18 protein-coding genes and 1 other annotated feature are annotated in these 21,160 nt (G+C 35.5%); of the genes, 6 read left to right on the top strand and 12 right to left on the bottom strand.

Annotated features, from left to right (window positions below; translation table 11 throughout):
- Nucleotides 1–57: 57 nt before the first annotated feature.
- From recO to MHB61_RS08780, 4 genes are all read left to right on the top strand, one after another.
- Nucleotides 58–813 carry a DNA repair protein RecO gene (gene recO / locus MHB61_RS08795; RefSeq protein WP_003132217.1) on the top strand — a complete coding sequence of 252 codons (756 nt, stop codon included), beginning with the start codon at nt 58–60 and terminating at the stop codon, nt 811–813.
- Between the two features lie 113 nt (nt 814–926).
- The gene (locus MHB61_RS08790) at nt 927–1,808 is read left to right on the top strand and encodes an Rgg/GadR/MutR family transcriptional regulator (protein ID WP_058221495.1); all 882 of its coding nucleotides are present in this window, start codon (nt 927–929) and stop codon (nt 1,806–1,808) included.
- Nucleotides 1,809–2,039: 231 nt separating this feature from the next.
- Nucleotides 2,040–3,290: a radical SAM/SPASM domain-containing protein gene (locus tag MHB61_RS08785; RefSeq protein ID WP_003132219.1), complete on the top strand. Its 1,251-nt coding sequence runs from the start codon at nt 2,040–2,042 to the stop codon at nt 3,288–3,290.
- A gap of 5 nt (nt 3,291–3,295) precedes the next feature.
- Complete coding sequence (locus MHB61_RS08780) at nt 3,296–4,531, top strand: MFS transporter (RefSeq protein WP_003132221.1); 1,236 nt, start codon at nt 3,296–3,298, stop codon at nt 4,529–4,531.
- Nucleotides 4,532–4,561: 30 nt separating this feature from the next.
- Here the strand turns inward: MHB61_RS08780 and lpdA are convergent, their stop codons facing one another.
- The 8 genes from lpdA to trpS all read right to left on the bottom strand — a co-directional run bounded on the left by lpdA (nt 4,562) and on the right by trpS (nt 13,880).
- Nucleotides 4,562–5,980, bottom strand: coding sequence for a dihydrolipoyl dehydrogenase (lpdA, locus tag MHB61_RS08775; RefSeq protein ID WP_010905074.1), 1,419 nt, complete (start codon nt 5,978–5,980; stop codon nt 4,562–4,564).
- A gap of 193 nt (nt 5,981–6,173) precedes the next feature.
- Nucleotides 6,174–7,772, bottom strand: a complete 1,599-nt coding sequence (locus MHB61_RS08770) for a 2-oxo acid dehydrogenase subunit E2 (RefSeq protein ID WP_137016273.1) — start codon at nt 7,770–7,772, stop codon at nt 6,174–6,176.
- Nucleotides 7,765–8,745 (bottom strand): alpha-ketoacid dehydrogenase subunit beta, encoded by a 981-nt coding sequence (locus MHB61_RS08765; RefSeq protein WP_003132227.1) that lies wholly within the window; start codon nt 8,743–8,745, stop codon nt 7,765–7,767. The genes MHB61_RS08770 and MHB61_RS08765 overlap by 8 nt, the downstream gene beginning before the upstream one ends.
- Before the next feature lie 2 nt (nt 8,746–8,747).
- The gene (locus MHB61_RS08760; RefSeq protein ID WP_014570329.1) at nt 8,748–9,872 is read right to left on the bottom strand and encodes a thiamine pyrophosphate-dependent dehydrogenase E1 component subunit alpha; all 1,125 of its coding nucleotides are present in this window, start codon (nt 9,870–9,872) and stop codon (nt 8,748–8,750) included.
- An 88-nt stretch (nt 9,873–9,960) separates the two neighbouring features.
- On the bottom strand, nt 9,961–10,962 hold the full coding sequence (locus MHB61_RS08755) for a lipoate--protein ligase (protein WP_010905078.1): 1,002 nt from the start codon (nt 10,960–10,962) through the stop codon (nt 9,961–9,963).
- A gap of 199 nt (nt 10,963–11,161) precedes the next feature.
- The gene (locus MHB61_RS08750; protein WP_003132231.1) at nt 11,162–12,007 is read right to left on the bottom strand and encodes a glycerophosphodiester phosphodiesterase; all 846 of its coding nucleotides are present in this window, start codon (nt 12,005–12,007) and stop codon (nt 11,162–11,164) included.
- An 80-nt stretch (nt 12,008–12,087) separates the two neighbouring features.
- The gene (locus MHB61_RS08745; protein WP_014570331.1) at nt 12,088–12,738 is read right to left on the bottom strand and encodes an HD domain-containing protein; all 651 of its coding nucleotides are present in this window, start codon (nt 12,736–12,738) and stop codon (nt 12,088–12,090) included.
- A gap of 116 nt (nt 12,739–12,854) precedes the next feature.
- The gene (gene trpS / locus MHB61_RS08740; RefSeq protein WP_003132233.1) at nt 12,855–13,880 is read right to left on the bottom strand and encodes a tryptophan--tRNA ligase; all 1,026 of its coding nucleotides are present in this window, start codon (nt 13,878–13,880) and stop codon (nt 12,855–12,857) included.
- A gap of 104 nt (nt 13,881–13,984) precedes the next feature.
- Nucleotides 13,985–14,219 (bottom strand) — a binding site (T-box leader).
- Between the two features lie 162 nt (nt 14,220–14,381).
- Between trpS and MHB61_RS08735 the strand changes: the two genes are divergently transcribed.
- Together MHB61_RS08735 and MHB61_RS08730 are read left to right on the top strand one after the other, a co-directional pair.
- Nucleotides 14,382–14,819 (top strand): OsmC family protein, encoded by a 438-nt coding sequence (locus MHB61_RS08735; protein ID WP_003132235.1) that lies wholly within the window; start codon nt 14,382–14,384, stop codon nt 14,817–14,819.
- Between the two features lie 161 nt (nt 14,820–14,980).
- Complete coding sequence (locus MHB61_RS08730) at nt 14,981–16,294, top strand: APC family permease (RefSeq protein WP_058221493.1); 1,314 nt, start codon at nt 14,981–14,983, stop codon at nt 16,292–16,294.
- Nucleotides 16,295–16,759: 465 nt separating this feature from the next.
- On the opposite strand, the gene plsX is transcribed toward MHB61_RS08730, so the two are convergent.
- The 4 genes from plsX to MHB61_RS08710 form a co-directional block, all read right to left on the bottom strand.
- Nucleotides 16,760–17,755: a phosphate acyltransferase PlsX gene (gene plsX / locus MHB61_RS08725; protein ID WP_003132240.1), complete on the bottom strand. Its 996-nt coding sequence runs from the start codon at nt 17,753–17,755 to the stop codon at nt 16,760–16,762.
- A gap of 102 nt (nt 17,756–17,857) precedes the next feature.
- Nucleotides 17,858–18,670, bottom strand: a complete 813-nt coding sequence (locus MHB61_RS08720) for a Cof-type HAD-IIB family hydrolase (RefSeq protein WP_003132241.1) — start codon at nt 18,668–18,670, stop codon at nt 17,858–17,860.
- A gap of 125 nt (nt 18,671–18,795) precedes the next feature.
- Nucleotides 18,796–20,433, bottom strand: coding sequence for an ABC-F family ATP-binding cassette domain-containing protein (locus MHB61_RS08715; protein WP_014570333.1), 1,638 nt, complete (start codon nt 20,431–20,433; stop codon nt 18,796–18,798).
- Nucleotides 20,434–20,747: 314 nt separating this feature from the next.
- Nucleotides 20,748–20,873, bottom strand: a complete 126-nt coding sequence (locus MHB61_RS08710; RefSeq protein WP_257788772.1) for a hypothetical protein — start codon at nt 20,871–20,873, stop codon at nt 20,748–20,750.
- Nucleotides 20,874–21,160 lie beyond the last annotated feature (287 nt).

The following is a 21,160-nucleotide window of genomic DNA, read 5'->3' as shown; positions in this document are numbered from 1 at the left end:
AAGAGTTGTCAGTGATTTTTTTGATATAATTAAATAAAATATCGAAAGGAGAAAATCATGCGTGATGCCGAAACTCAAGGTCTAGTGCTTTACAGTCGTAATTACAAAGAAAAAGATAAATTGGTCAAGATTTTTACAGAGTCTTTTGGTAAACGGATGTTTTTTGTCAAAAATTTTGGAAAATCCCCTTATGCTAGTTCCTTACAAGCTTTTACTGATGGAAAATTGACGGCAACGATTAATGACGGGGGATTTTCTTTTATCGAGGATGTCAGTGAAGTGGTCGTATATAAAAATATTAGTTCAGATATTTTCATCAATGCTCATGCTTCTTATATCATAAGTTTGGCTGATGCGGCCATTTCTGATAATCAATACGACCCAGGGCTTTATGGATTTCTAAAGCGAAGTTTAGAGCTTTTAGATCAAGGATTTGATATGGAAGTCGTGACTAACATTTTTGAATTACAAGTTCTTCATCGTTTTGGGATTTCTTTGAACTTCTCAGAATGTGCATTTTGTCATAAAACCGTTGGACCCTTTGATTTTTCTTATAAATTTAGTGGCTGCCTTTGTCCCCAACATTTTGATGAAGATTTACGACGGAGTCATCTTGACCCAAATGTGATTTATTTGGTCAATCTTTTTCAAGAAATATCTTTAGATGAACTCAAAAAAATCTCGATAAAAGCAGATATGAAACTAAAAATTCGTCAATTTATTGATGGGCTTTATGATGAATATGTCGGAATTCATCTCAAATCCAAAAAATTCTTGGACGGAATGTCTGGTTGGGCAGATATTATGAAATAAATCTGTGGATAAGTCGCTAGAAGTTCTGTCAGTAAATTTATCCACAGTGGAAAACTTAAAATTACTGACAGAAACCTCTAAATATTTCTGTCAGTAAAAAATGAGGATAATTTATGGACTCAAAATCATGGGGAAGAGTTTTTCGTGAAATTCGCGAAATGAAAAATTTGTCATTAGCCAAAGTTGCAGGAGATTATGAGAATTCACCAAATTTTATTACTTCAAAGCAACAAGTTTCACGTTTTGAACTTAGTAAATCTGATATCACACTTACAAAAATTTATGAGTTAGTTGAAAATATGGGACTTTCTTTTGAAGAATATCTTTATCATGTCAGAAATTATGAGCTTCCGAGTGGACGAGCACTTTTTGAAGAACTTGGACGATTACAAGAGCTTGGTAATTTCTCTGAAATTGAAAATGTTTATCAGAAATTACAGATGAGATTTATAGAGAGTCAAAATAGAATAGATTATTGGAATGCTTTAGAATACAAGTCATTTTTGGCACAAAAAAACTATAAATCTTATCAGATAAGTGAAGAGGAAATTCAAGAAATTAGTGATGAGCTATTTTCCATATTGGAATGGGGCGAGGCTGAACTCTTTTTATTTAGCGAATTTATTTATTTTTTACCTGAAACTCTTGTTTTTGAGTTTTCAAAGGAGCTGATTAAACGGACAAAGTTTTATCGAAAAATACCAGAAAATAAAGCTCAAGTCATCCTCGTTATTCGAGATTGTACCAATTATTTCATTGAAAAATCTCAGGTGGAGCAAGCTGAAGTACTTCTAGATAGTTATGAAAAATTGATTGAAAGTCCGATTGTTGACGTTTATTCTCGTAAAAAGTATCTATTTGTTGAAGGAAATTATCAATTTTTGATTGGTAACATAGAAAAAGGAAATCAGATTTTTGAAAATTTAGCCATTATGTATGAAAAATTAGGTTATGACAAAGCGGCAAGTTATATGAAAGAAAAACGTCACAAATAAGTGACGTTTTTTGATTTTGAAAATGGAGTGGTAGAATGGATTTGTGATTAGAAATAGAATTTTAATTTCAACTCATAATAGAATATTTGGAGGATTTTCATCATGAAAATTACAATCAAAAGGAACAAAAAAGTCAAAGAAACTCGTCAACATGTTATCAATATTTGCAGTTGATATGCTTAGAAGCTACTGTAAAGTAGCTTCTATTTTTATTTGAGAAAGGTTTATTTTATGACACTATTTAATAATTATATCGAACAAATAGAAAGCTCAGATAACACAATTTTATATAATTTTTATAATGGTGTGTCTATTAAATACCCACATAGTCTATTTAAAAATATTAAAGAATTTTCAAATAATAGAGAGATTTATGACCTTTTATCCTCTGAACAATTTTTATCTGATAATTTTTGCCTTGAAATTGTTGATAGAACCCTTCAACTTATCCTCCTTGTCCATGAAGATTGTAATTTTCGCTGTACTTATTGTTATGAAAAATTTGAAAAGGGTGCAATGAGTAAAGAAATTGCAGAAAGTATTATTAGATTTATTGAAAAAGACGTGACTGAAAATCGAGAAAAATACGATAAAATCCAACTTTTCTGGTTTGGTGGAGAACCATTATTAAATTTGAAGATAATTGAGTTTTTGAGTAATAAAATTTTGCAAATTGCAGAAGAAAATGACTTAGAATATAGTTCTGATATTACAACAAACGGTTATTTGCTTAATTCAAGAGTATTTCAGAGGCTTGTATCCTTAAAGATAAACAGTTTTCAGATTACTATTGATGGAACGCAAGAATATCATGATAAGCAACGTGTCTTAAAAAATGGACAAGGAACATATACAAGAATAATTAAAAATTTGATAGATATAAAAAAAGATATACCTGAGGATACATTTGTCATTCTTAGAACAAACGTAGGAAAAGATAATTATGAGATGATGGATGAAAATATTTTAAATCTTATTTCTTTGTTTGGAGATACTGAGAATATTTTGCTTTCTTTTCACAATATTGGAAATTGGGGAGAAAAAGAAGTAGAAACTATTGAAAGAGATGTTCGCCTTGAACTGACAGAAAAAGTAGTTGAGCTTGGAGGTCACGCAGTACCTTTTGTTTGGAGCATGATACCAGACAATATATGTTACGCAGCAAAAGAGAATCATTATGTTATTGGCTCGACAGGTTTGGTCTATAAATGTACGGTAGCTCTTTATGACCAGAGAAATATTTTAGGAAGACTTGGCAGAAATGGTCAATTATTAATAGATAGACAAAAAGAAAGATTGTGGACAAAGATTGCACTCGATGAAGAATGTCATTCTTGTTCATTATTACCTAGTTGTATGAACAATAGATGCCCTTTAAAAAGAATGGATTCTAAGCAAAGTCATTATTGTCTTCCAACAAAAAATCAAGTCAGAGACATGATTTTAATGTTGGAAAAGCAATATGAGATTGGTTTGGAGTGAACGTTATGCAACTTATTACCAAAAATTCAGCCTTTCGCTCGCTTTTTCTGTGCAGTATATTTAATACGACAGGGAGTAATTTATTTGCTCTCGCTTTTCTTATTTATGCTTCTACTTATCCTAATAGTAAGTTTTATATTTCTCTTGTGGCATTATTTATGGTAATTCCCTCGTTTTTTAATGCTTATATGGGTTATTTGGCAGACCGCACTAAGGATAAAAAGCGTGCGCTATTTATGACGTCTTGGATTCAGACAATTTTGTTTATCGGCGTCGCTTTTACCATTGAACAGCATTCATTTTTTGTTTTTTTGTTCTGTATTCTGGTCAATTTGGTAGATGAGCTCCTTGCTATGTATAAAGACGGCTTGGAATTACCGATTATGCAAATACGGGTATCATCTGATGATATTCAACCTGCTTATGGATTAATACAGGGCGCAAGTTCTTTGATTGGAATTGTCGGAAAACCAATTGGTCTAGCACTTTTGGCTGTTTTAGTAAATTCTTTTTCCATGTTGGCTCTGGTAAATGCTGGTTTATACTTTATATCAGGAATAGTCTTATTCGAGAGTAGAAAATATCTGGACATAGAAGTTACAAAGAAACTTGACGAAGGAAAATTTCATTTTTCACTCAAGGAAACACTCTTGCAAATTATAAAAGTTTTTAAAGTTGAGGGAGCAATGTCAGCAACTTCTCTCATTATTATTATACTGATTATTAATTTCTCAATTAATGGAATTTTACCTTTAATTGATCTAGCAATGGTGCGGCACAATCCATTTGGTCATAGCTTTGGTTTGGCTGTTACTGTATTCAGTGTTTCATTTTCTCTAGGTGTCTTCATCTCATCGTTTTTTATGCACGATTTTTTTCAAAAAAAGGACTTAAGCTTTATATTAAAATTAATCTTGGGAATGCTTATCTTATTTTCTTTGTTGGTTATTCCTTTGGGGCTCATTTCTATTGTAGTCTTTTTCGGTATCGGATATTGTTTTGCTAAGGTTAATCCGAAGCTTACAAGCATCATCTTTCAGATTATTCCAAAAGAAGATTTAGCTACAATTCGGGGAGGAATTTCAACATTTTTTGCAACAGCAAGTTCATTGGGAGTTTTAGTATTTGTGGCCTTGGCTAATCTTATTGGTCTTAGTTTAACTTTTTATATTATTGCCTTCATCTGTTTTATTGCTTTAATTGGTCCTACTTTTATAAATTTATTCAAAAAAAAATACTGACAGATTATTTCGTCAGTATTTTTTCTTATTTTAAACGTGAATTGGTAAGCCATCAGCCAATTCAGCTGTATCCATAATCGCTTCACCAAGTGTTGGGTGAGGTTGGATAGTCAATGAAATGTCTTTAGAAGTCAATCCATTTTCAATCGCTAGTGACAAACCAGAAATCAAGTCAGATGCACCAGGGCCAACGATTTGAGCACCGATTAAGGCCCCTTCTTTAGTTTCAGTAATCAAACGTAAGAAACCAGTGGTATCATTCATTGAAATGGCACGGCCATTTGCAGCAAATGGGAACTTAGAAATTTTAACATCTTTACGGTCTTTAACTGATTCAGGCGTTTCTCCAACTGTTGCCAATTCAGTTGTTGTATAAGCTACAGCAGGCAAAGCAACGTGTAAGTCCACGTCGTCCTCAGCTCCAGCAATCGCAGCAGCAGCAACTTTAGCTTGGAAAGAAGCTTTGTGAGCGAGCATTGGACCAGGAACCACATCACCGATTGCATAAATGTGAGGAACATTAGTTGCATAAGAATCGTCAACTTCAATCAAACCACGGTCAGTCAATTTAACATCAGTGTTGTTCAAGCCGATTAAATCAGTATTTGGACGACGTCCAACAGAAACGAGTAAGTAATCACCAGTCACCGTTTGTTCTTTTCCGTCAACCTCAAAAGTCAAAGTTACATCTTTATCAGTTTGAGTAGCTGATTTAGCCATTGCTGAAGTAAAGATTTCAGAACCAGCAGATTTAACGCGATTAGCAATGATATCAGACATTTCTTTATCAAACCCGTTTAAAATGTGGTCCAAACCTTCAACAATTGTAATCTTAGAACCGAGCATACGGTAAGCTCCACCAAGCTCAGAACCAATAACTCCTCCCCCAACAATAATCAAATGTTTAGGAACTTCTGGAAGTGACAAAGCACCAGTAGAGTCAATAATGCGACCACCAAATGGGAAAGAAGGAATTTCGATAGGACGTGAACCAGTTGAGATAATCACATCATTAAATTGCAAAAGTTGGAACCCATCTTCTTGTTCAACATTTATTGTATTGTTATCAATAAATTCTGCAGTTCCTTGAATCACGTCAACTTTGTGTTTTTTAAGTAGCATTTTAACGCCACCTGTCAACTGGTTGACAACTTTATCTTGTTTCCATTTTTGGGCAGATTCCCAGTTTAATTTAACATTTCCGACAGAAAGACCAAAAGGATTTTCTCCTTTTTCTTCCTCCAAAGATTCTTGGTAATGATGACCAATATTAATCAATGCTTTTGATGGGATACAACCAATGTTTAAACAAACCCCACCAACATTATCTTTTTCAATAATTGTAACTTTTTTACCAAGTTCAGCCGCACGGATGGCTGCAACATAACCACCAGGGCCTGAACCAATAACAACCAAATCAACTTCTGTTGCTTGTGCACCAACAACCATAATATATCCTCTTTCTTGTAAACATTAGTGTCAACTTGAATTTACAATACTGTAAACTAGTTTTTTAAATCTATGACAGAAAGAAACGAAAATGATATTTTTTCGTTCCTTTACTAATAAGACAATTAGCGAGTATCCTCTAGGGGACTCGCCTGTAATAAATAGATGCTTTAGCACCATTTATTACAGTCTATTAGATTTCCATAAGCATGAACTCAGGGTCAGCCAATAGAGATTTCAAGTAGTTAAGTGATGTTTGACCCAACATTCCATCAATCAAACGGTGATCATAAGTCATAGACAATTTCATGTTTTGTCCGACAACAATTTCGCCTTCACCATTAACAATTGGTTCTTTAACGATTGAACCCAGTCCTAAAATTACGACATCAGAACCATTAATGATTGGTGTAAACCAAGAACCACGAGCAGATCCAATATTTGAAATTGTAATTGTTGAACCTTGCATTTGTTGAGGTTTAAGTGTTCCTTCTCGTGTAGCAGTAGCTAATTCAGCGATTTCTTTAGCAATCTCAAGAATTGATTTAGTTTCAGCTTCATGAATCACTGGAACGTACAAACCAGTTGGAGCATTTACAGCGATTCCAAGGTTGACATGTTCGTGATAAACAATTTCTTGTTTTTCATAGTCAACAGAAGCATTGATATCTGGGAATTTATGAGCAGTAGTAGCCAAAGCTTTAGCAACATAAGCAAGATAAGTTAATTTAATATCTTGTTTTGCAGCAATTTCTTTAAAGACAGCACGATGTTTCACGAGTTTAGAAACTTCAACTTGGTCAAAGTTTGTTACTGGTGGAATGTGTGTATGTTGAGCAGTCATAACTTTAGAAACAACTTTACGAGTTGGATTCATTGCTTCACGTCGATCACCAGCCCCTGCTTTAACGCTTGGCGCTTTTTCAGCAACAGGAGCAGCTGGTTTATCAGCCTTAGGTGCTGGAGCGGCTTCTGGTGCTGTTTGAGCGTTAGGAGCGACACTGCCAGATTCAAAAGCTTTAACATCGGCCAACGTTGTGTGACCGTGACGACCAGTTGCAGGAACTTGACTTAAATCAATACCAGCCTTGCGTGCATAATGACGAACAGAAGGCATCGCAAGAATGTGACCAGTAGAAGTTGTTTTAGTCAATGGAGCATTTGCAGGACTTGCAGGACTAGCTGCTTTAGGTGCTTCTGCGACTGGAGCAGGACTAGCAGCTGCTGGAGCAGCCCCATTTCCATTGTATTCAATTAAAGGAGCCCCAACTTCTACAGTCGTTCCAGCTTCAACGAAAAGTTTAGTGACTTTTCCAGAATATGGAGAAAGAATTTCTTGCATGAGTTTATCATTTTGAACCTCTGCAACAGGATCATCTTCTTTAATTTCATCTCCAACTTTAACTAACCAGTTGGCGATATCTCCTTCATGCATTCCTTCACCAATATCAGGCATCGTGAAGATTTGAGCTTCTCCAGAAGGTGCATCAGTTGTAGCAGTATCAGAACCAGCTGTTTCTTGAGGAGCAGGAGCAGCTGCAGAAGAGCCTGAACCGTCACCATCAAACTCAACCAAAGGAGAATCAACTTCTACGGTTGTTCCAGCTTCAACGAAAAGTTTTGTTACGGTACCAGAATAAGGAGAGAGAATTTCTTGCATAAGTTTATCATTTTGTACTTCAGCAATTGGGTCATCTTCTTTAACAACATCTCCAACTTTAACTAACCAGTTGGCAATGTCTCCTTCGTGCATTCCTTCGCCAATATCAGGCATTTTAAAAATCTCAGTCATAGTCAACCACCTCTTTAACTTTATTCACAATATCTTCAGCTTTAACTGCCCAGTCATTTTCTGCTTGTGCAAATGGGAAAATTGAGTCAGGACCACTAACACGTCCAATTGGCGCTTTAAGGTTCAAAACAAAACGTTCTGAAATTTCGGCCATGACATTCGCTGCGATACCGGCTGTACGTTGAGCTTCTTGAACAACGACCACACGCCCAGTTTTTTCAACTGTTTTACCAATTGACGCAATATCAAGAGGAGCAACTGTTCTGAGGTCAAGGACTTCAGCTTTAATTCCATCTTTTTCGAGTTGTTCAGCAGCTTTAAGAGCAAGTGGAACTGTTCCACCATAAGCAATGATTGAAACATCAGATCCTTCTTTAGCGACTGCAGCAGTATCAAGTGGTGTAGTATAGTAACCTTCAGGAACTTCACCTTTAAGTGAGCGATAAAGGTGAAGGTTTTCAAGGAAAATAACAGGGTCGTTATTTTCAATTGAAGCCAGCAATAATCCTTTAGCATCAGCTGGATTTGAAGGCATTACAACACGAATTCCGGGGATTTGTGAAAATAGCCCTTCAATTGAATCCGCGTGCATTTCAGGCGTTTTAGTTCCGATTCCATAAGGTGTACGCACGACAATATTATTTGAACGTGTGTTATTAAAACGGTAACGTGTCCGGCTCATTTGTCCAGCAATTGAGTCGAAAACTTCAAAGATAAAGGTTCCGAATTGGATTTCCATAATTGGGTGGAAACCTTGTGTTGCAAGACCAATTGCCATTCCACCAATTCCTGATTCAGCAAGTGGAGTATTGAAAACACGTTCTTCTCCATATTTTGCTTGCAGACCATCAGTAGCACGGAAAACCCCACCATTTTGTCCAACGTCTTCACCAAAAATGAGTGCATCTTTATCTTTTTCGAGCGCCAAATCAAGCGCTTCTGTAATTGCTGCAATATAAGTTTTTACTGCCATTCTTATTTGCCCTCGCTTTCAAATTTTGCAATTTGTTCTGCCATTGCTTGGCTTGGCACTTCAAGTGTATTTTTAATGAAGCTAGAAATTTTTTGTTTTTCAACATTATTGGCTTTCTTAATGTCGGCATCAATACCTGCATCAAGTTCAGCAATATAAGCTTCCTCTTTATCTGTATCCCAAAGTCCTTTTTCAGTCAGGAAATTACGCATACGAACGAGAGGTTCTTTTTTCCACCAAGCTTCAATGTCTTCTTTAGTACGATAGCGAAGTGGGTCATCACCAGCTGTTGAGTGTGGTTCTAAACGGTTTGTAATTGCTTCAATAACAACTGGACCATTTCCAGCTACTGCCCAAGCACGAGCTTCTTTAGAAGCAAGATACATAGCAATGGCGTCCATTCCATCAACTACGATAGAAGGAGCACCTGCGGCCCAACCTTTAGCAGCTAAATGAGGAGCGGCACTTTGGAGACTACGAGGCGTCGAAATTGCATAGCCGTTATTTTGGATAAAGGCAACAAGTGGGGCTTTATAAGCTCCAGCAAAGTTAATTCCTTCATAAGTATCACCTTGTGAAGAACCACCATCACCAGTGTAAACGAAAGCTACAGCATCTTTTTTACGTTTTTTGAGTCCGAGTGCGACACCAGCGGCTTCAACGTATTGAGCACCAATGATAATTTGTGGGAACCATGAGTTTACAGGTTTACCATCATCGGTAGTGTACTCATTACCAAGTTGATGTCCACGAGACCAAAGAAGACCTTTCCAAATTGGCCAACCTTTTGCGTAAATTTGTGGCAAGTCACGGTAACCTGGGAAGAGCCAGTCTTCGTCAGTGAAAGCGAATGATGAGGCCATTTGAGAAGCTTCTTGACCAGCGTGAGGTCCAAAGAATCCCATACGTCCTTGTTTAGCTAATTTCATTGAACGAATGTCAACTTGACGTGCAAAAAGCATACTTTTAAAGAGTTCAACGAGTTTTTCATCAGAAAGTCCTGCACGTTTAAGACCATCTTCGTCAACAATTTTTCCTTCTTCGTTAAGAATTTGAAGCATTGGAAATGTAGTGTCTTGCAGTTCTAGCTGCGCTTTGAAATCTAAGATTTGTTCTGAATTTGACATAATAGATTCCCTTTCTATTTTATGTGTCTATAATTAGAAATTTATCATTTTTTGGAGAAATTTCCTAAGGTTATGCTTGTGAAATAACTTAATCTGTTCGGTAGTCAGCTTTGAACATTTCAGAAAGTTCAGTATTTTGAATTGTTCCAAAATATTGTCCTTCTTTATTTGTTTCAAGGACTTCAAGAATTGCTGAAGGTTCAAATTCAAGACCAATAAATTGCTCTTTGATATCTCGCCAATCTCGAACGCCTAAGAAATCTCCTTGGAAATTAATTTCAGTGATTTTACCATTTTCAACATTGACTTGAATATCAATGGCTCCGCCAGTAAATTTAGCGTGATTTTGGAAGGAGAATTTTGGTGATTCGCCATAATTCCAATCCCAAGTTGCAAATTGCTCATCTCGTATTTTTTTGATTGAGCTAAGTTGGTCATCAGTTAAAACTAATTCACCATCTTTTCCTTCGTCTGTGAGATAGTATTTTAATGCGTCAATAAAACTATCTAAGGTTAAGTCCTCAGGGGCAAAATCTTTGATATTTCCCACACGAGCGCGAACTGATTTAGCCGCTTTACTGACAAATTTTTCATCAGAAACATTGAGAGAACGAATCATTGCTTCAACATCAGTGTCCCAAAGGAGGGTTCCGTGATGCATCAAATAACCTCCAGCATAGCGTTGGGCATTTCCCGAAATCTTTTTACCCTCAACTTCAAGGTCATTGCGTCCAGTGATTTCAGCTTTGATTCCAACAGCATGGAGTGCTTCATACATCGGTTGAACAAATTTTTTAAAGTTGACAGAGCCAGAATTTTCGACAGGAACAAAAAATGTGAAACAGATGTTTCCTTCATCATGATAAACTGCACCACCGCCAGATACTCGACGAACAACTTGAACATCATGACTGTCAATGTAGTCTTGATTCACTTCAGCAAAAGTGTTTTGGTTGCGCCCCACAATAACTGCACGTTTATTTTGCCATAAAGCAAAAACAGGCTCAGTTGGTTTTAGGTGATAAAGTAGCCAGCTGTCCATCGCGATATTTGTGTAAGCGTCTTGACCTAGATAGTTAATAAATTGCATGTTTATGCATCCCTTCCAAATCCTTGTGCTTATTTTGTCAAACAAGTTTGACAAAATAACACGCACGATTTAATTATACCCTTTGTGAAACAAAATGTAAAGAGAAATGCTTTACGCTTACAATTACTGTACTATGTGATTTTCACCTCAAAATATTGTGAAATAGATATCATTTGTGATAGATGAAAAAAAGACCAGTCTATTTTGACTGGTCTTGGATTTCTCGACGAATTTCGAGGGCACGTTCCGGAAAATCGGTGATGATTCCACCTACATGTTGTTTAAAAGCTTGTCGTATTTCTGTTTCTTGATTAACTGTCCAAAGACGAAGGGGTCTTTTTGAACTTTTGAGAAGAAGTGGGTGCTTGAAGGCGTAGGTTCTTCGGGGATGAATTCCTGAAATAAAATCTGTTGAGCTGCCTTTATAATGACTTTTTAGGGTCAAAAGATTTTTTGTCAGATAATTAACTTCAGCCTTTGAATCAAAAGTGTGTATTTTTTTTAATGAATCAAAATTAAACGAACTATAAATATAGCTAAAGGGCCATTTAGTTTCTGTCATTAAGTCTGAGAGTTTTTTTTCAATTCCGGGATAGTCAAATTTATCAGTTTTAATTTCGATATTTAAATAACCAGTAAATGATAGGTCTGTAAGTAATTTTAAAACCTCTGACAAAGTTGGAATTTTTTCGTCAGTAAATTTTGGATTGAACCAAGAACCAGCATCAAATTTCCTTAAATCTATAGCATTCATATTTTTGACAGGACCTTTACCATTTGTTGTCCGGTCAATTTTCTCATCGTGAATAACAATTAATTCATTATCGAGTGATAAGTGGACATCAAGCTCAATTCCGTCAGCATGGACACGAACAGCTTCATGAAAAGCGGCCAATGTATTTTCTGGACAGTTGGATTTAGAACCACGATGAGCAAAAACCAATGTTTTAGAAGTGAGGCTTGGCTTGAATTTCAAATTGTTTTTGATTTTATTTCTGTCAAGAAAATTATGAAGTTTAAAAACTATTTTTGTGAAGCCAGACATTAGTCACTTCCTTTCGATTTGGGAATGATTTTTACTGACAAGGCCATAAAATAAGCACTGATAGGGTCTGTCAGTAAAAATTAAAGATGAGTTTCCTTGTATTCTTCTTCGATTTGGCTGACAAAAAGGTGCATTATTTTATCACGCTTTTCGCCTAGTCTTTTTCCTTCGGTTGTATTTAATAAATCTTTTAACAAAAATAATTTTTCATAAAAATGATTGAGTGTGGAGTTATTTTTTTGACTATGATAGTCTTCTTTAGAATTGTAATCTAAAGGTGGCAGATTTGGGTCATAAAAGACTCGATTTTTTGCCCAACCATATTCAAGTGTCCTTACAATTCCCCAAGCTCCCATTGCATCAAGGCGGTCAGCATCTTGCACAATTTGTCCATTCAAAGAGAGTGTTTTTCTCTCAATTAAATTACTTGAAAAACTCATGTTGTCAATAATCATAAAAAGTTCATCAATGAGCTTTTTATCAATTTTAAGCTCATTTAAAAATTGCGCAACTTTAGCTTTTTGTTTAGGAACATCATCTGTTAATTTTTCATCATAAGTATCATGTAAATAACAAGTTGCTAGAACAAGTTCTTGATTTGCTGACGGCTCTGTCAGTAAAATTTTTTGAGCAAGAGCAACGACCCGTTCAATATGGTCAAAGCCATGTCCATCATTATTTTTATCATGAATTTCTTGAGCAAATCTTTTAATTTTCTTTAAATCAATCAAGTTAAATCTCCAAAATAAATGACTTGAGTTTACACCAGTGTCAACTAAAAGCAAATAGTGTAAACTGGTAAATCCTCAAGATTAGTAAGGCTAAGGAAGTAAAATTTGAAAATGAATTATTTGAAATAGTTGATTCCCATTGCAGACTTAACTTCATCAAGAGTTTGACTGGCTACAGTTTGGGCCTTAAGTGAGCCTGCTTTAAGCATATCGTAAACGTAGTCCATATTTTGTGCAAACTCAATACGGCGTTCACGGATTGGTGAAAGTTCGCGGTCAAGAACATCAAGAAGGAAACGTTTTGTTTTCACATCACCAAGACCACCCGCTTGATATTGGGCTTTCATTTCAGCAATTTGCTCTGCATCTTCAGCTTTACCAAAAACGTCAAGATAATGGAAAACCATGTTTCCTTCAATTTTACCAGGATCTTCAACTTTGATATGGTCAGGGTCAGTATACATTGACATCACTTTTTTCTTGAGTGTGTCCATGTCATCAGCAAGGAAAATTCCGTTTCCAAGAGATTTAGACATTTTGGCATTTCCGTCAAGTCCAGGTAAACGACCAGCAGCTTCATTTTCAGGGTAAATTCCTTCTGGTTCAACTAAAACATCTGTGTGATAAGCATTATTAAATGAGCGAACAATTTCTCGTGTTTGTTCAATCATTGGTTTTTGATCATTTCCGACTGGAACATGAGTGGCTTTAAAAGCAGTAATATCAGCAGCTTGAGAAACTGGATACACTAAAAAGCCGGCAGGGATTGATTCACCAAAAGCTTTTTGTGCAATCTCTGTTTTTACAGTAGGATTGCGTTCAAGGCGGGCAAGTGAAACTAAATTCATATAATACATTGAAAGTTCAGCCAGTTCAGGAATTTGACTTTGAATGAAAATGGTTGATTTTTCAGGGTCAAGTCCTGCTGCTAAGTAGTCAAGGGCAACATCACCGACAGATTGACGAATGAGTTCAGGTTCTTTTGCATGGTCAGTTAAAGCTTGTTGGTCAGCTAAAAAGACAAACATATTGTATTTATCTTCATTTTGCATTTTGACACGATTTTGCAAAGAGCCTACATAGTGGCCGATGTGAAGTTTTCCTGTTGGACGGTCTCCAGTTAAAATAGTTGGTTTTGTCATTTTGTTCTCCTTATGTGTGTTTGGATTAGATTGATTATTGAAGAGTGTAAACTGGTTTACACTAAATAAAAAATAAAAAAAGCACCCATAGAACTATAAAAAGTCCTACGGGCGCTATGAGCGCGGTGCCACCGTAAATTTAAAATCAAATGATTTTCTTAGAACTTGTCAAAAAACAAGTTGCTCTGTAACGGAAGCGGCCGTGATTCTTTATTTTTTTAAATCAAATTTATTAGTTAATCACAAGCCCATTCACTTTGCTGAAAACGTTGGTTTGCACAACCACCAACTTCCTAAAGATTTCAAAATCAAAGTTACTTTCTTGTTGTTTTAAATTTTACACTTTTTGTAATGAACTGTCAAACTTTAAAAAGTAGAAAATCAATTTGCTTGAATTCACAATTGCAAAAAGATATACTCAAATTACAAGAGAGAATTACAAATACAACTTAAGTATTCAATTCATAAAGCAATTGCACAGTTCTATTAAGGAGGAAAAAAATGAAAAATATCTCTACTGCATCAGCACATTGGGAGGACACTTTAGAAAATGGTTTTGGCACAATTTCTGCTGAAAGTTCTCAAATTTTTACAGAAACTCCCTATAATTTCAAAGCACGTTCAGAAAGTCAAGCTCATATTACCACACCAGAAGAACTTTTGGGAGCTGCTCATGCAGCCTGTTTTAGTATGGCATTCTCAATGGTTTTAGGACAAAAAGGCTTAGTAGCAACTTCTATTGACACAACGGCAGATGTTACTTTTGAGGCAACAGCAGATGGTCCAGCGATTACAAAAATTAAATTGACTAATCGTTCAGTGGTACCAGAACTTTCTGAAGCTGATTTTCAAGAAATTGCCAAAGTAGTAAAGGAAAGCTGCCCAGTATCTAAGGCTCTGTCAGGAGTCGATATTGAACTTGAAGCAACTTTAGGCTAGTCTATTTTATAGAATAAATGAAAAACTAAGTTATCAATGAATAGCTTAGTTTTTTTGCATAAACTGGTGAAATAATGACGAAAAATGAGGCCTTTCTGATATAATTTAACTAACAATAAATTTAACAAAGTCTTAACTTAATTAAAATAAGTGGGGTCTCAATGAAAGAAAATAAATTATTATCACCGGCAGCCATTTTTCTGTTGGGTGTGAATTCCATTATTGGTTCAGGAATTTTCTTACTTTCTGGCAAAATTTATGAAGATGCAGGAATTTGGAGTTTACTGGCTATTTTATGTGCTGGTTTATCGATTTTTGTGATTGCTTTTGCTTATGCCAACATGAGTAAGATTTATTCAAAAAATGGTGGAGCTTTTGTTTATGCTAAAGAAACTTTTGGGCGTTTTCCAGGCTTTATTGTGGGAATGGTGACATGGTTGCTAGGTACAGTGACACTAGCTACAGAGGTTTCGGCTTTACTGACAGCAATGAAAATGATTCTTCCAAATCTTAATAGTCGGTTAATTGGTATCATTATTATTTTAGCCCTAGGAATCATCTCCTATTTTGGGAGTTCAATTATTGCTGGTTTAGACAATCTGACTTCTGTTGTGAAAATTGTCTTAGTTCTTGTTTTTATTTTTACTTGTCTATGGTTGGTACGTGGTCTTAATTTTTCAAGTCCAAATTTACTGACAGCTTCGTCAGCAAATTTAGGTGGCTTTAAAGGATTTCTGTCAGCTTACGGTACTGTGTTCTTTTTCTTCACCGGCTTTTCATTTCTACCGGTGAATGCTGAAAAAATGAAAAATCCAGCAAAAAATTTACCAAAAATGATGTCCCTTGTCATGTTAACCTGTTTGGCTGTTTATATGATTATTCAAACCATTACCATTGGGGCATTGGGGCCAGAACTGACTAAAACACTTGTGCCTGCGGCAACAGCTTTTAGTAAAATCGTGGGTAGCATTGGAATTCCGCTCTTTGTTGTCGGAATATGTTTTTCAATTTTTGGTGTTATTGTTGCGACCACTTTTAATACACCAACAATTTTAGCCAGTTTGGCTCAGGCTCATGAAGATGTGCCTATGTTTGTTTCTAAAAATAATCGCTTTGGAACCCCCACTTGGGCAATTATTTTGACGACAGTTTGTGGAATAGCTCTCTTTTTGAGTGGAAATTATGTTTTTCTGAGTGGCCTGACTGTCTTTATGAGTTTTGTTCAATATTTATCAACTGGACTTGCTAACATTAAGAAAAAATTCCTTTTGATTGGAATTGGTTCGGTTCTCTTTTCATTGGTTTTACTGACAAGCTTTACTTTATCCGTCCTAATTTTAGGTTTAGGAATCTTGATATTACTTGTTTTGATTTATTTTGTCGTTAAATTAGATGATGATGAACGTGAAAAATGGCTCAAAGAACACCAAGAAAAGTCAAAAGGAGCAGATGTCAATACTGTTAAACGTTTGTAAGTAATTTTTAGATATTTTATTTTACTGAAGAAAGCTGTCAGTAAAATAAGGAGAAAAATATGAAAAAAAGAATATACATTTTGGTTGTTGAGCAGTATTTTTTTAATAATTGGTCTAATTTTGCAATTCATCCCCAGTCATTCAATACAAAATGCTAGTTTTACTGCTTTAATAATTGGACTAGTTTTAGTTTTTTTCATTAAGGACAAAAATGAATCGAGAAAACCATTACCCGAAAAGTTTTATCAGAAAAAAGTTTTTTGGGCTTGGATTTTTATTCCACTCTTTGTAATTTTGTTTATTTATTCTATTTTTTTGAAAAAAGAGTCTCCTTATAATTTTATGATACTAATTTTAGTTGTTGATATGATTATCTTTAACTATTTCGGTACGAAGTATAAATGGTAGATAAAAAAATACTGACAGCTCAATTCTGTCAGTAAAAAACTCGGTTTCCCGAGTTTTTTATTTGTCCATTTTTTCAAAATGTTCGACTAATTTACCAGAAACATCTGATTCCAACATTTTATGAATTTGTTTCAAGGCAGAGGCAATCGCCAATTCACTTGAATTTCCGTGAGCTTTAACAACAGGTGCTTTAAGACCAACAAAAGCAGCTCCACCAGCTCCATCTGTACTCATCAAATCTTTAAGTCCAGACAAAGGTTTTTTAATTAGAGCCCCACCAATTTTAGTGGTGACACTACCAGCCATGATGGCTGATTTTATTTCTTTCATGAGAACAGTTGCTGTTCCTTCAATCGCTTTTAAAATGGCGTTTCCCGTGAAACCATCGGTTACTACAACATCAGCCCCACCTGAAAGTAAATCACGAGATTCAATATTTCCGATGAAGTTGATTTCAGACATAGCTGACAAAATTTCATGCGCTCCTTTGACAGTTGGCGAACCTTTAGATTCTTCGGCACCATTAGAAATCAAAGCAACACGTGGTTTATTGATGCCGCGAACATTTTCAGCGTAATATGAACCCAAAATGGCAAAATCAACTAAGTGGTGGGCCGTATTTTCAGTATTTGCTCCCAAATCAAGCATATCAAAACCGCGACCATCAGCTGTCGGTAAGGTTGACATCAAGGCTGGACGTGACACTTGCTTAATTCTCTTAACCAAAAGTAAGCCGGCGGTTAAAAGTGCACCAGTTGAGCCGGCAGACAAGACTGCATCAGCCTCTCCTTTTTTCACAGCAGTCACAGCTCGGACAAGTGAGCTGTCTTTTTTTGATTTAATGGCAGCAACTGGATCATCATGAAAATCAATGATTTCAGTTGTTTCAACAATCTCAATATTTGTTTCACCGTCTAAAAATTGACGAATTTTTGCCCCATCTCCGTAGAGTTGGAAGGTAACATCAGAAAGTTCTTTCTTTGCCAAGTTTACACCTTTGACAATATTTTCGGGAGCAAAATCTCCTCCCATTGCATCAATTGCAATTTTCATATTTTTATTTTCTCCAAATCAAATAATCTCTCATTAAAATTATAACAAAAAAAGTGACCAGATAGTCACTTTTTTTCACAATAGGAAATCTATTGAATAAAGTTATTCTTCATTTAAAATATTTTCAATCTCAACCAGTACAGCATCTTCGTCATTAGAAAGAATGACTTTATCAGCTAGTTCAAGAATTTCAGGCGCTGCGTTACTGACAGCAAAAGAAGAACCAGCGTATTCAAACATTTCCAAATCATTCATTTGGTCACCAAAAACAGCTAAATTTTCAGGGAGCCAGTTAAAATGTGCTAACAAATGTGCCAAACCAGAAGCTTTAGAAATACCATTTGGCACGATGTCAATACTAGTAAAACCAGTTGTTGTTGCCCTTACGAAAGAGAGTCTGTCTGTAATCCATTGCTCACAGTCACGGACGTGGTCTTCGGGGAAGTTGGTTGTAACCTTGAGCAATTTGTCATCAATTTCATCTAAGCGATGGTAAAGTTGACAGTTAGGGTAATAAAGTTTTGCATGAGTAAGGTATTCTTTAGAAATACCTTCAGGATAATAAGCACCTTTAAGGCCAGAAATTAAATAGTCATTTTTGGGACTAAACGGCATCTCTTGCAAGTCATCAATTAATTCTTGAGTTTGAGCAACAGTCAAATCTTTTGCAAAGAGAATTTCTCCTTTATAAGCAACAACTCCACCATTCTCAGCAACAAAAGCCATTTGATCTTTATATTCTGAAAAAACCTCAATCAAACCAAGTAAAGAACGTCCAGAAGAAGCAGCAAAAAGAAGATTTCTATCTTGAATTTTTTTAATTACTTCAGCGAGTTTTTTGTGATTATACGAATGGTCATTGCGCAGAAAAGTTCCGTCCATATCTGTCGCAAAAAGTTTTAAATTTTGATTCATGACTTCTCCCCCAGTCCACTGTTAGCGCTAACAGTGGATGAAAATGAATTCTGTCAGTAAATTTTACTGACAGAACTGTAAACTTGGTTTACACAACAGTGTAAACGAACTAAATAATAATAAATTTAATCGGCCCAGAGTGCTTTTACTTTTTCTTGTACTTCTGCATTATCTAAGAAATCATCATAAGTTTCACCAATACGGTCAATGACACCAGATTTACCAAGAACAACAATGTGATTGGCAATAGTATTAATGAATTCATGGTCATGTGAAGCAAAGAGGATTGAGCCTTTAAATGATTTCAAACCATCATTAAGTGCAGAAATAGATTCCAAATCCAAGTGATTAGTTGGGTCATCAAGAACAAGCACATTAGCTCGTTGAAGCATCATTTTAGAAAGCATGACACGAACTTTTTCTCCCCCTGAGAGGACATTGACAGCTTTTAAAGATTCTTCACCTTTGAAAAGCATACGTCCAAGGAAACCGCGAAGGTAAGTATTATCGTCTTCCTCTTTTGTCAATACAAATTGACGCAACCAGTCAAGAATAGAGTCACTTGTATCAAAATCTTTGGTATTATCTTTTGGAAGATATGAACGAGAAGATGTAACTCCCCATTTAATATCGCCAGTTACGGTCCAATTATCTTCTACATCATCCATTAAAGCACGAAGTAACGTTGTTTGTTGAATATCGTTTTGACCAATGAATACGGTCTTATCACCAGGATTTAAGATGAATGAAATATTTTCGATAATCATTTCTCCTTCAATCGCAACTGAAAGATTTTCTACACGAAGTAAATCATTACCGATTTCGCGTTCTTGTTCAAAACCAACGAATGGATATTTGCGTGATGAAGGAACGAATTCTTCAACTTCAATTTTATCAAGCATTTTCTTACGTGATGTTGCTTGTTTTGATTTAGACGCATTAGCAGAGAAACGAGCGATAAACTCTTTCAACTCGGCAATTTTCTCTTCAGCTTTACGGTTTTGGTCACCTTGCAAGCGAAGAGCAAGTTCAGAAGACTCTTTCCAGAAATCATAGTTCCCTGGGTAAAGTTTGATTTTACCATAGTCAAGGTCTGCCATGTAAGTACAAACATTGTTCAAGAAGTGACGGTCATGGGAAACAACGATAACGGTATTTTCAAAATTAATCAAAAATTCTTCAAGCCAAGCTATTGCTTGAATATCAAGTCCATTGGTCGGTTCGTCAAGAAGAAGAACATCAGGTTTACCAAAAAGTGCTTTAGCAAGAAGGACTTTAACGTGTTCGCCAGAAGTCAAATTGGCCATCAAATCTGTATGTTGTTCAGCTTTAATTCCGAGGTTTTGCAAAAGACGAGCAGCGTCAGCTTCGGCTTCATAACCACCCATTTCGCCAAATTCTGCCTCAAGTTCGGCAGCTTTCATGAAGTCATCATCTGTCGCATCAGGATTCATGTAAATGGCATTTTTTTCTTGATTAATGGCGAAAAGTTTTTCATTCCCCATCATCACGACATCAAGTGGTGTTTGGTCTTCGTAATCGTAATGATTTTGACGAAGAACAGACATGCGTTCGTTTGGCCCCATTGAGATGTGACCCGTTGTTGGTTGAATTTCACCGTCCAAGATTTTCAAGAAAGTTGATTTACCAGCACCATTGGCACCGATTAAACCGTAACAGTTTCCCGGTGTAAACTTGATGTTTACTTCGTCAAAAAGCTTGCGGTCAGAGAATTGTAATGAAATATCAGATACTGTAAGCATGTATTTTCCTTTTTTATTGATGAGAAAAATTCTCAAATATTTTTCGATAAAGTAGTTTGACTACTTTTGTGCTAAAAAATAAGCATTCTGCCCTTATTTTATCATAAATCTTGGACTTTATAAAGCCCACTTTTTTATAAATCTTGACAAGTTTTTCATTCATGTTTCTTACAAAAAGACGAAGTTTAGTTTCAATTTAGCGTAATTTTAGCATTACTTAAGTCAGGGTGACTATAATATATTTATTCCAATAAAATTTTTCATAAAGTTTACTCCTAAACAAAAGAATGAGCGGCTGGTTACCGCTCATTTTTTTATTTATCGCTATTTTTAATGAATAAAATAATTGAAATAGCTAAAGCCACAAAACCAATTCCATTAAATTCTTCAAATGTTATGAAAACATTTGAAGAATATCCCAAATGATTAAAGATAAGCACGGCAGGAATTCCTATCCCCAAATAAATAATGTTAGGACTAAAAAATTAAGGCTCCTATGAATAGTTTTTATTCATATTTTATCCTTCTCCTAACTTTCTTTGGCATCTACAGAAATATTTACAACATAAATAAACAGTAGAATTGAAAATAGACTACCTAATAGACTTGTTAATAAATCCCAATCCTAACGTTCGCCAAACTTCCATATATGTTAGTAGGATTGTACAGTTTTAAATCAATGCTAGAAGTCACAAAGATAAATTTTTTGTATGTTTAGCATACAAGT

Source organism: Lactococcus sp. FSL K6-0773 (genome assembly GCF_038006485.1).
Classification (GTDB): Bacteria; Bacillota; Bacilli; order Lactobacillales; family Streptococcaceae; genus Lactococcus; species Lactococcus lactis.
Note: the sequence above shows the minus strand (reverse complement) of the source record. Positions and strands in the feature narration are given on the sequence as shown.

What these genes read in the sequence shown, in the direction of transcription:
- recO (WP_003132217.1), top strand. Translation starts at nt 58, where the DNA reads ATGCGTGATGCCGAAACTCAAGGTCTAGTGCTTTACAGTCGTAATTAC.
- MHB61_RS08790 (WP_058221495.1), top strand. Translation starts at nt 927, where the DNA reads ATGGACTCAAAATCATGGGGAAGAGTTTTTCGTGAAATTCGCGAAATG.
- MHB61_RS08785 (WP_003132219.1), top strand. Translation starts at nt 2,040, where the DNA reads ATGACACTATTTAATAATTATATCGAACAAATAGAAAGCTCAGATAAC.
- MHB61_RS08780 (WP_003132221.1), top strand. Translation starts at nt 3,296, where the DNA reads ATGCAACTTATTACCAAAAATTCAGCCTTTCGCTCGCTTTTTCTGTGC.
- lpdA (WP_010905074.1), bottom strand. Translation starts at nt 5,980, where the DNA reads ATGGTTGTTGGTGCACAAGCAACAGAAGTTGATTTGGTTGTTATTGGT.
- MHB61_RS08770 (WP_137016273.1), bottom strand. Translation starts at nt 7,772, where the DNA reads ATGACTGAGATTTTTAAAATGCCTGATATTGGCGAAGGAATGCACGAA.
- MHB61_RS08765 (WP_003132227.1), bottom strand. Translation starts at nt 8,745, where the DNA reads ATGGCAGTAAAAACTTATATTGCAGCAATTACAGAAGCGCTTGATTTG.
- MHB61_RS08760 (WP_014570329.1), bottom strand. Translation starts at nt 9,872, where the DNA reads ATGTCAAATTCAGAACAAATCTTAGATTTCAAAGCGCAGCTAGAACTG.
- MHB61_RS08755 (WP_010905078.1), bottom strand. Translation starts at nt 10,962, where the DNA reads ATGCAATTTATTAACTATCTAGGTCAAGACGCTTACACAAATATCGCG.
- MHB61_RS08750 (WP_003132231.1), bottom strand. Translation starts at nt 12,007, where the DNA reads ATGTCTGGCTTCACAAAAATAGTTTTTAAACTTCATAATTTTCTTGAC.
- trpS (WP_003132233.1), bottom strand. Translation starts at nt 13,880, where the DNA reads ATGACAAAACCAACTATTTTAACTGGAGACCGTCCAACAGGAAAACTT.
- MHB61_RS08735 (WP_003132235.1), top strand. Translation starts at nt 14,382, where the DNA reads ATGAAAAATATCTCTACTGCATCAGCACATTGGGAGGACACTTTAGAA.
- MHB61_RS08730 (WP_058221493.1), top strand. Translation starts at nt 14,981, where the DNA reads ATGAAAGAAAATAAATTATTATCACCGGCAGCCATTTTTCTGTTGGGT.
- plsX (WP_003132240.1), bottom strand. Translation starts at nt 17,755, where the DNA reads ATGAAAATTGCAATTGATGCAATGGGAGGAGATTTTGCTCCCGAAAAT.
- MHB61_RS08720 (WP_003132241.1), bottom strand. Translation starts at nt 18,670, where the DNA reads ATGAATCAAAATTTAAAACTTTTTGCGACAGATATGGACGGAACTTTT.
- MHB61_RS08715 (WP_014570333.1), bottom strand. Translation starts at nt 20,433, where the DNA reads ATGCTTACAGTATCTGATATTTCATTACAATTCTCTGACCGCAAGCTT.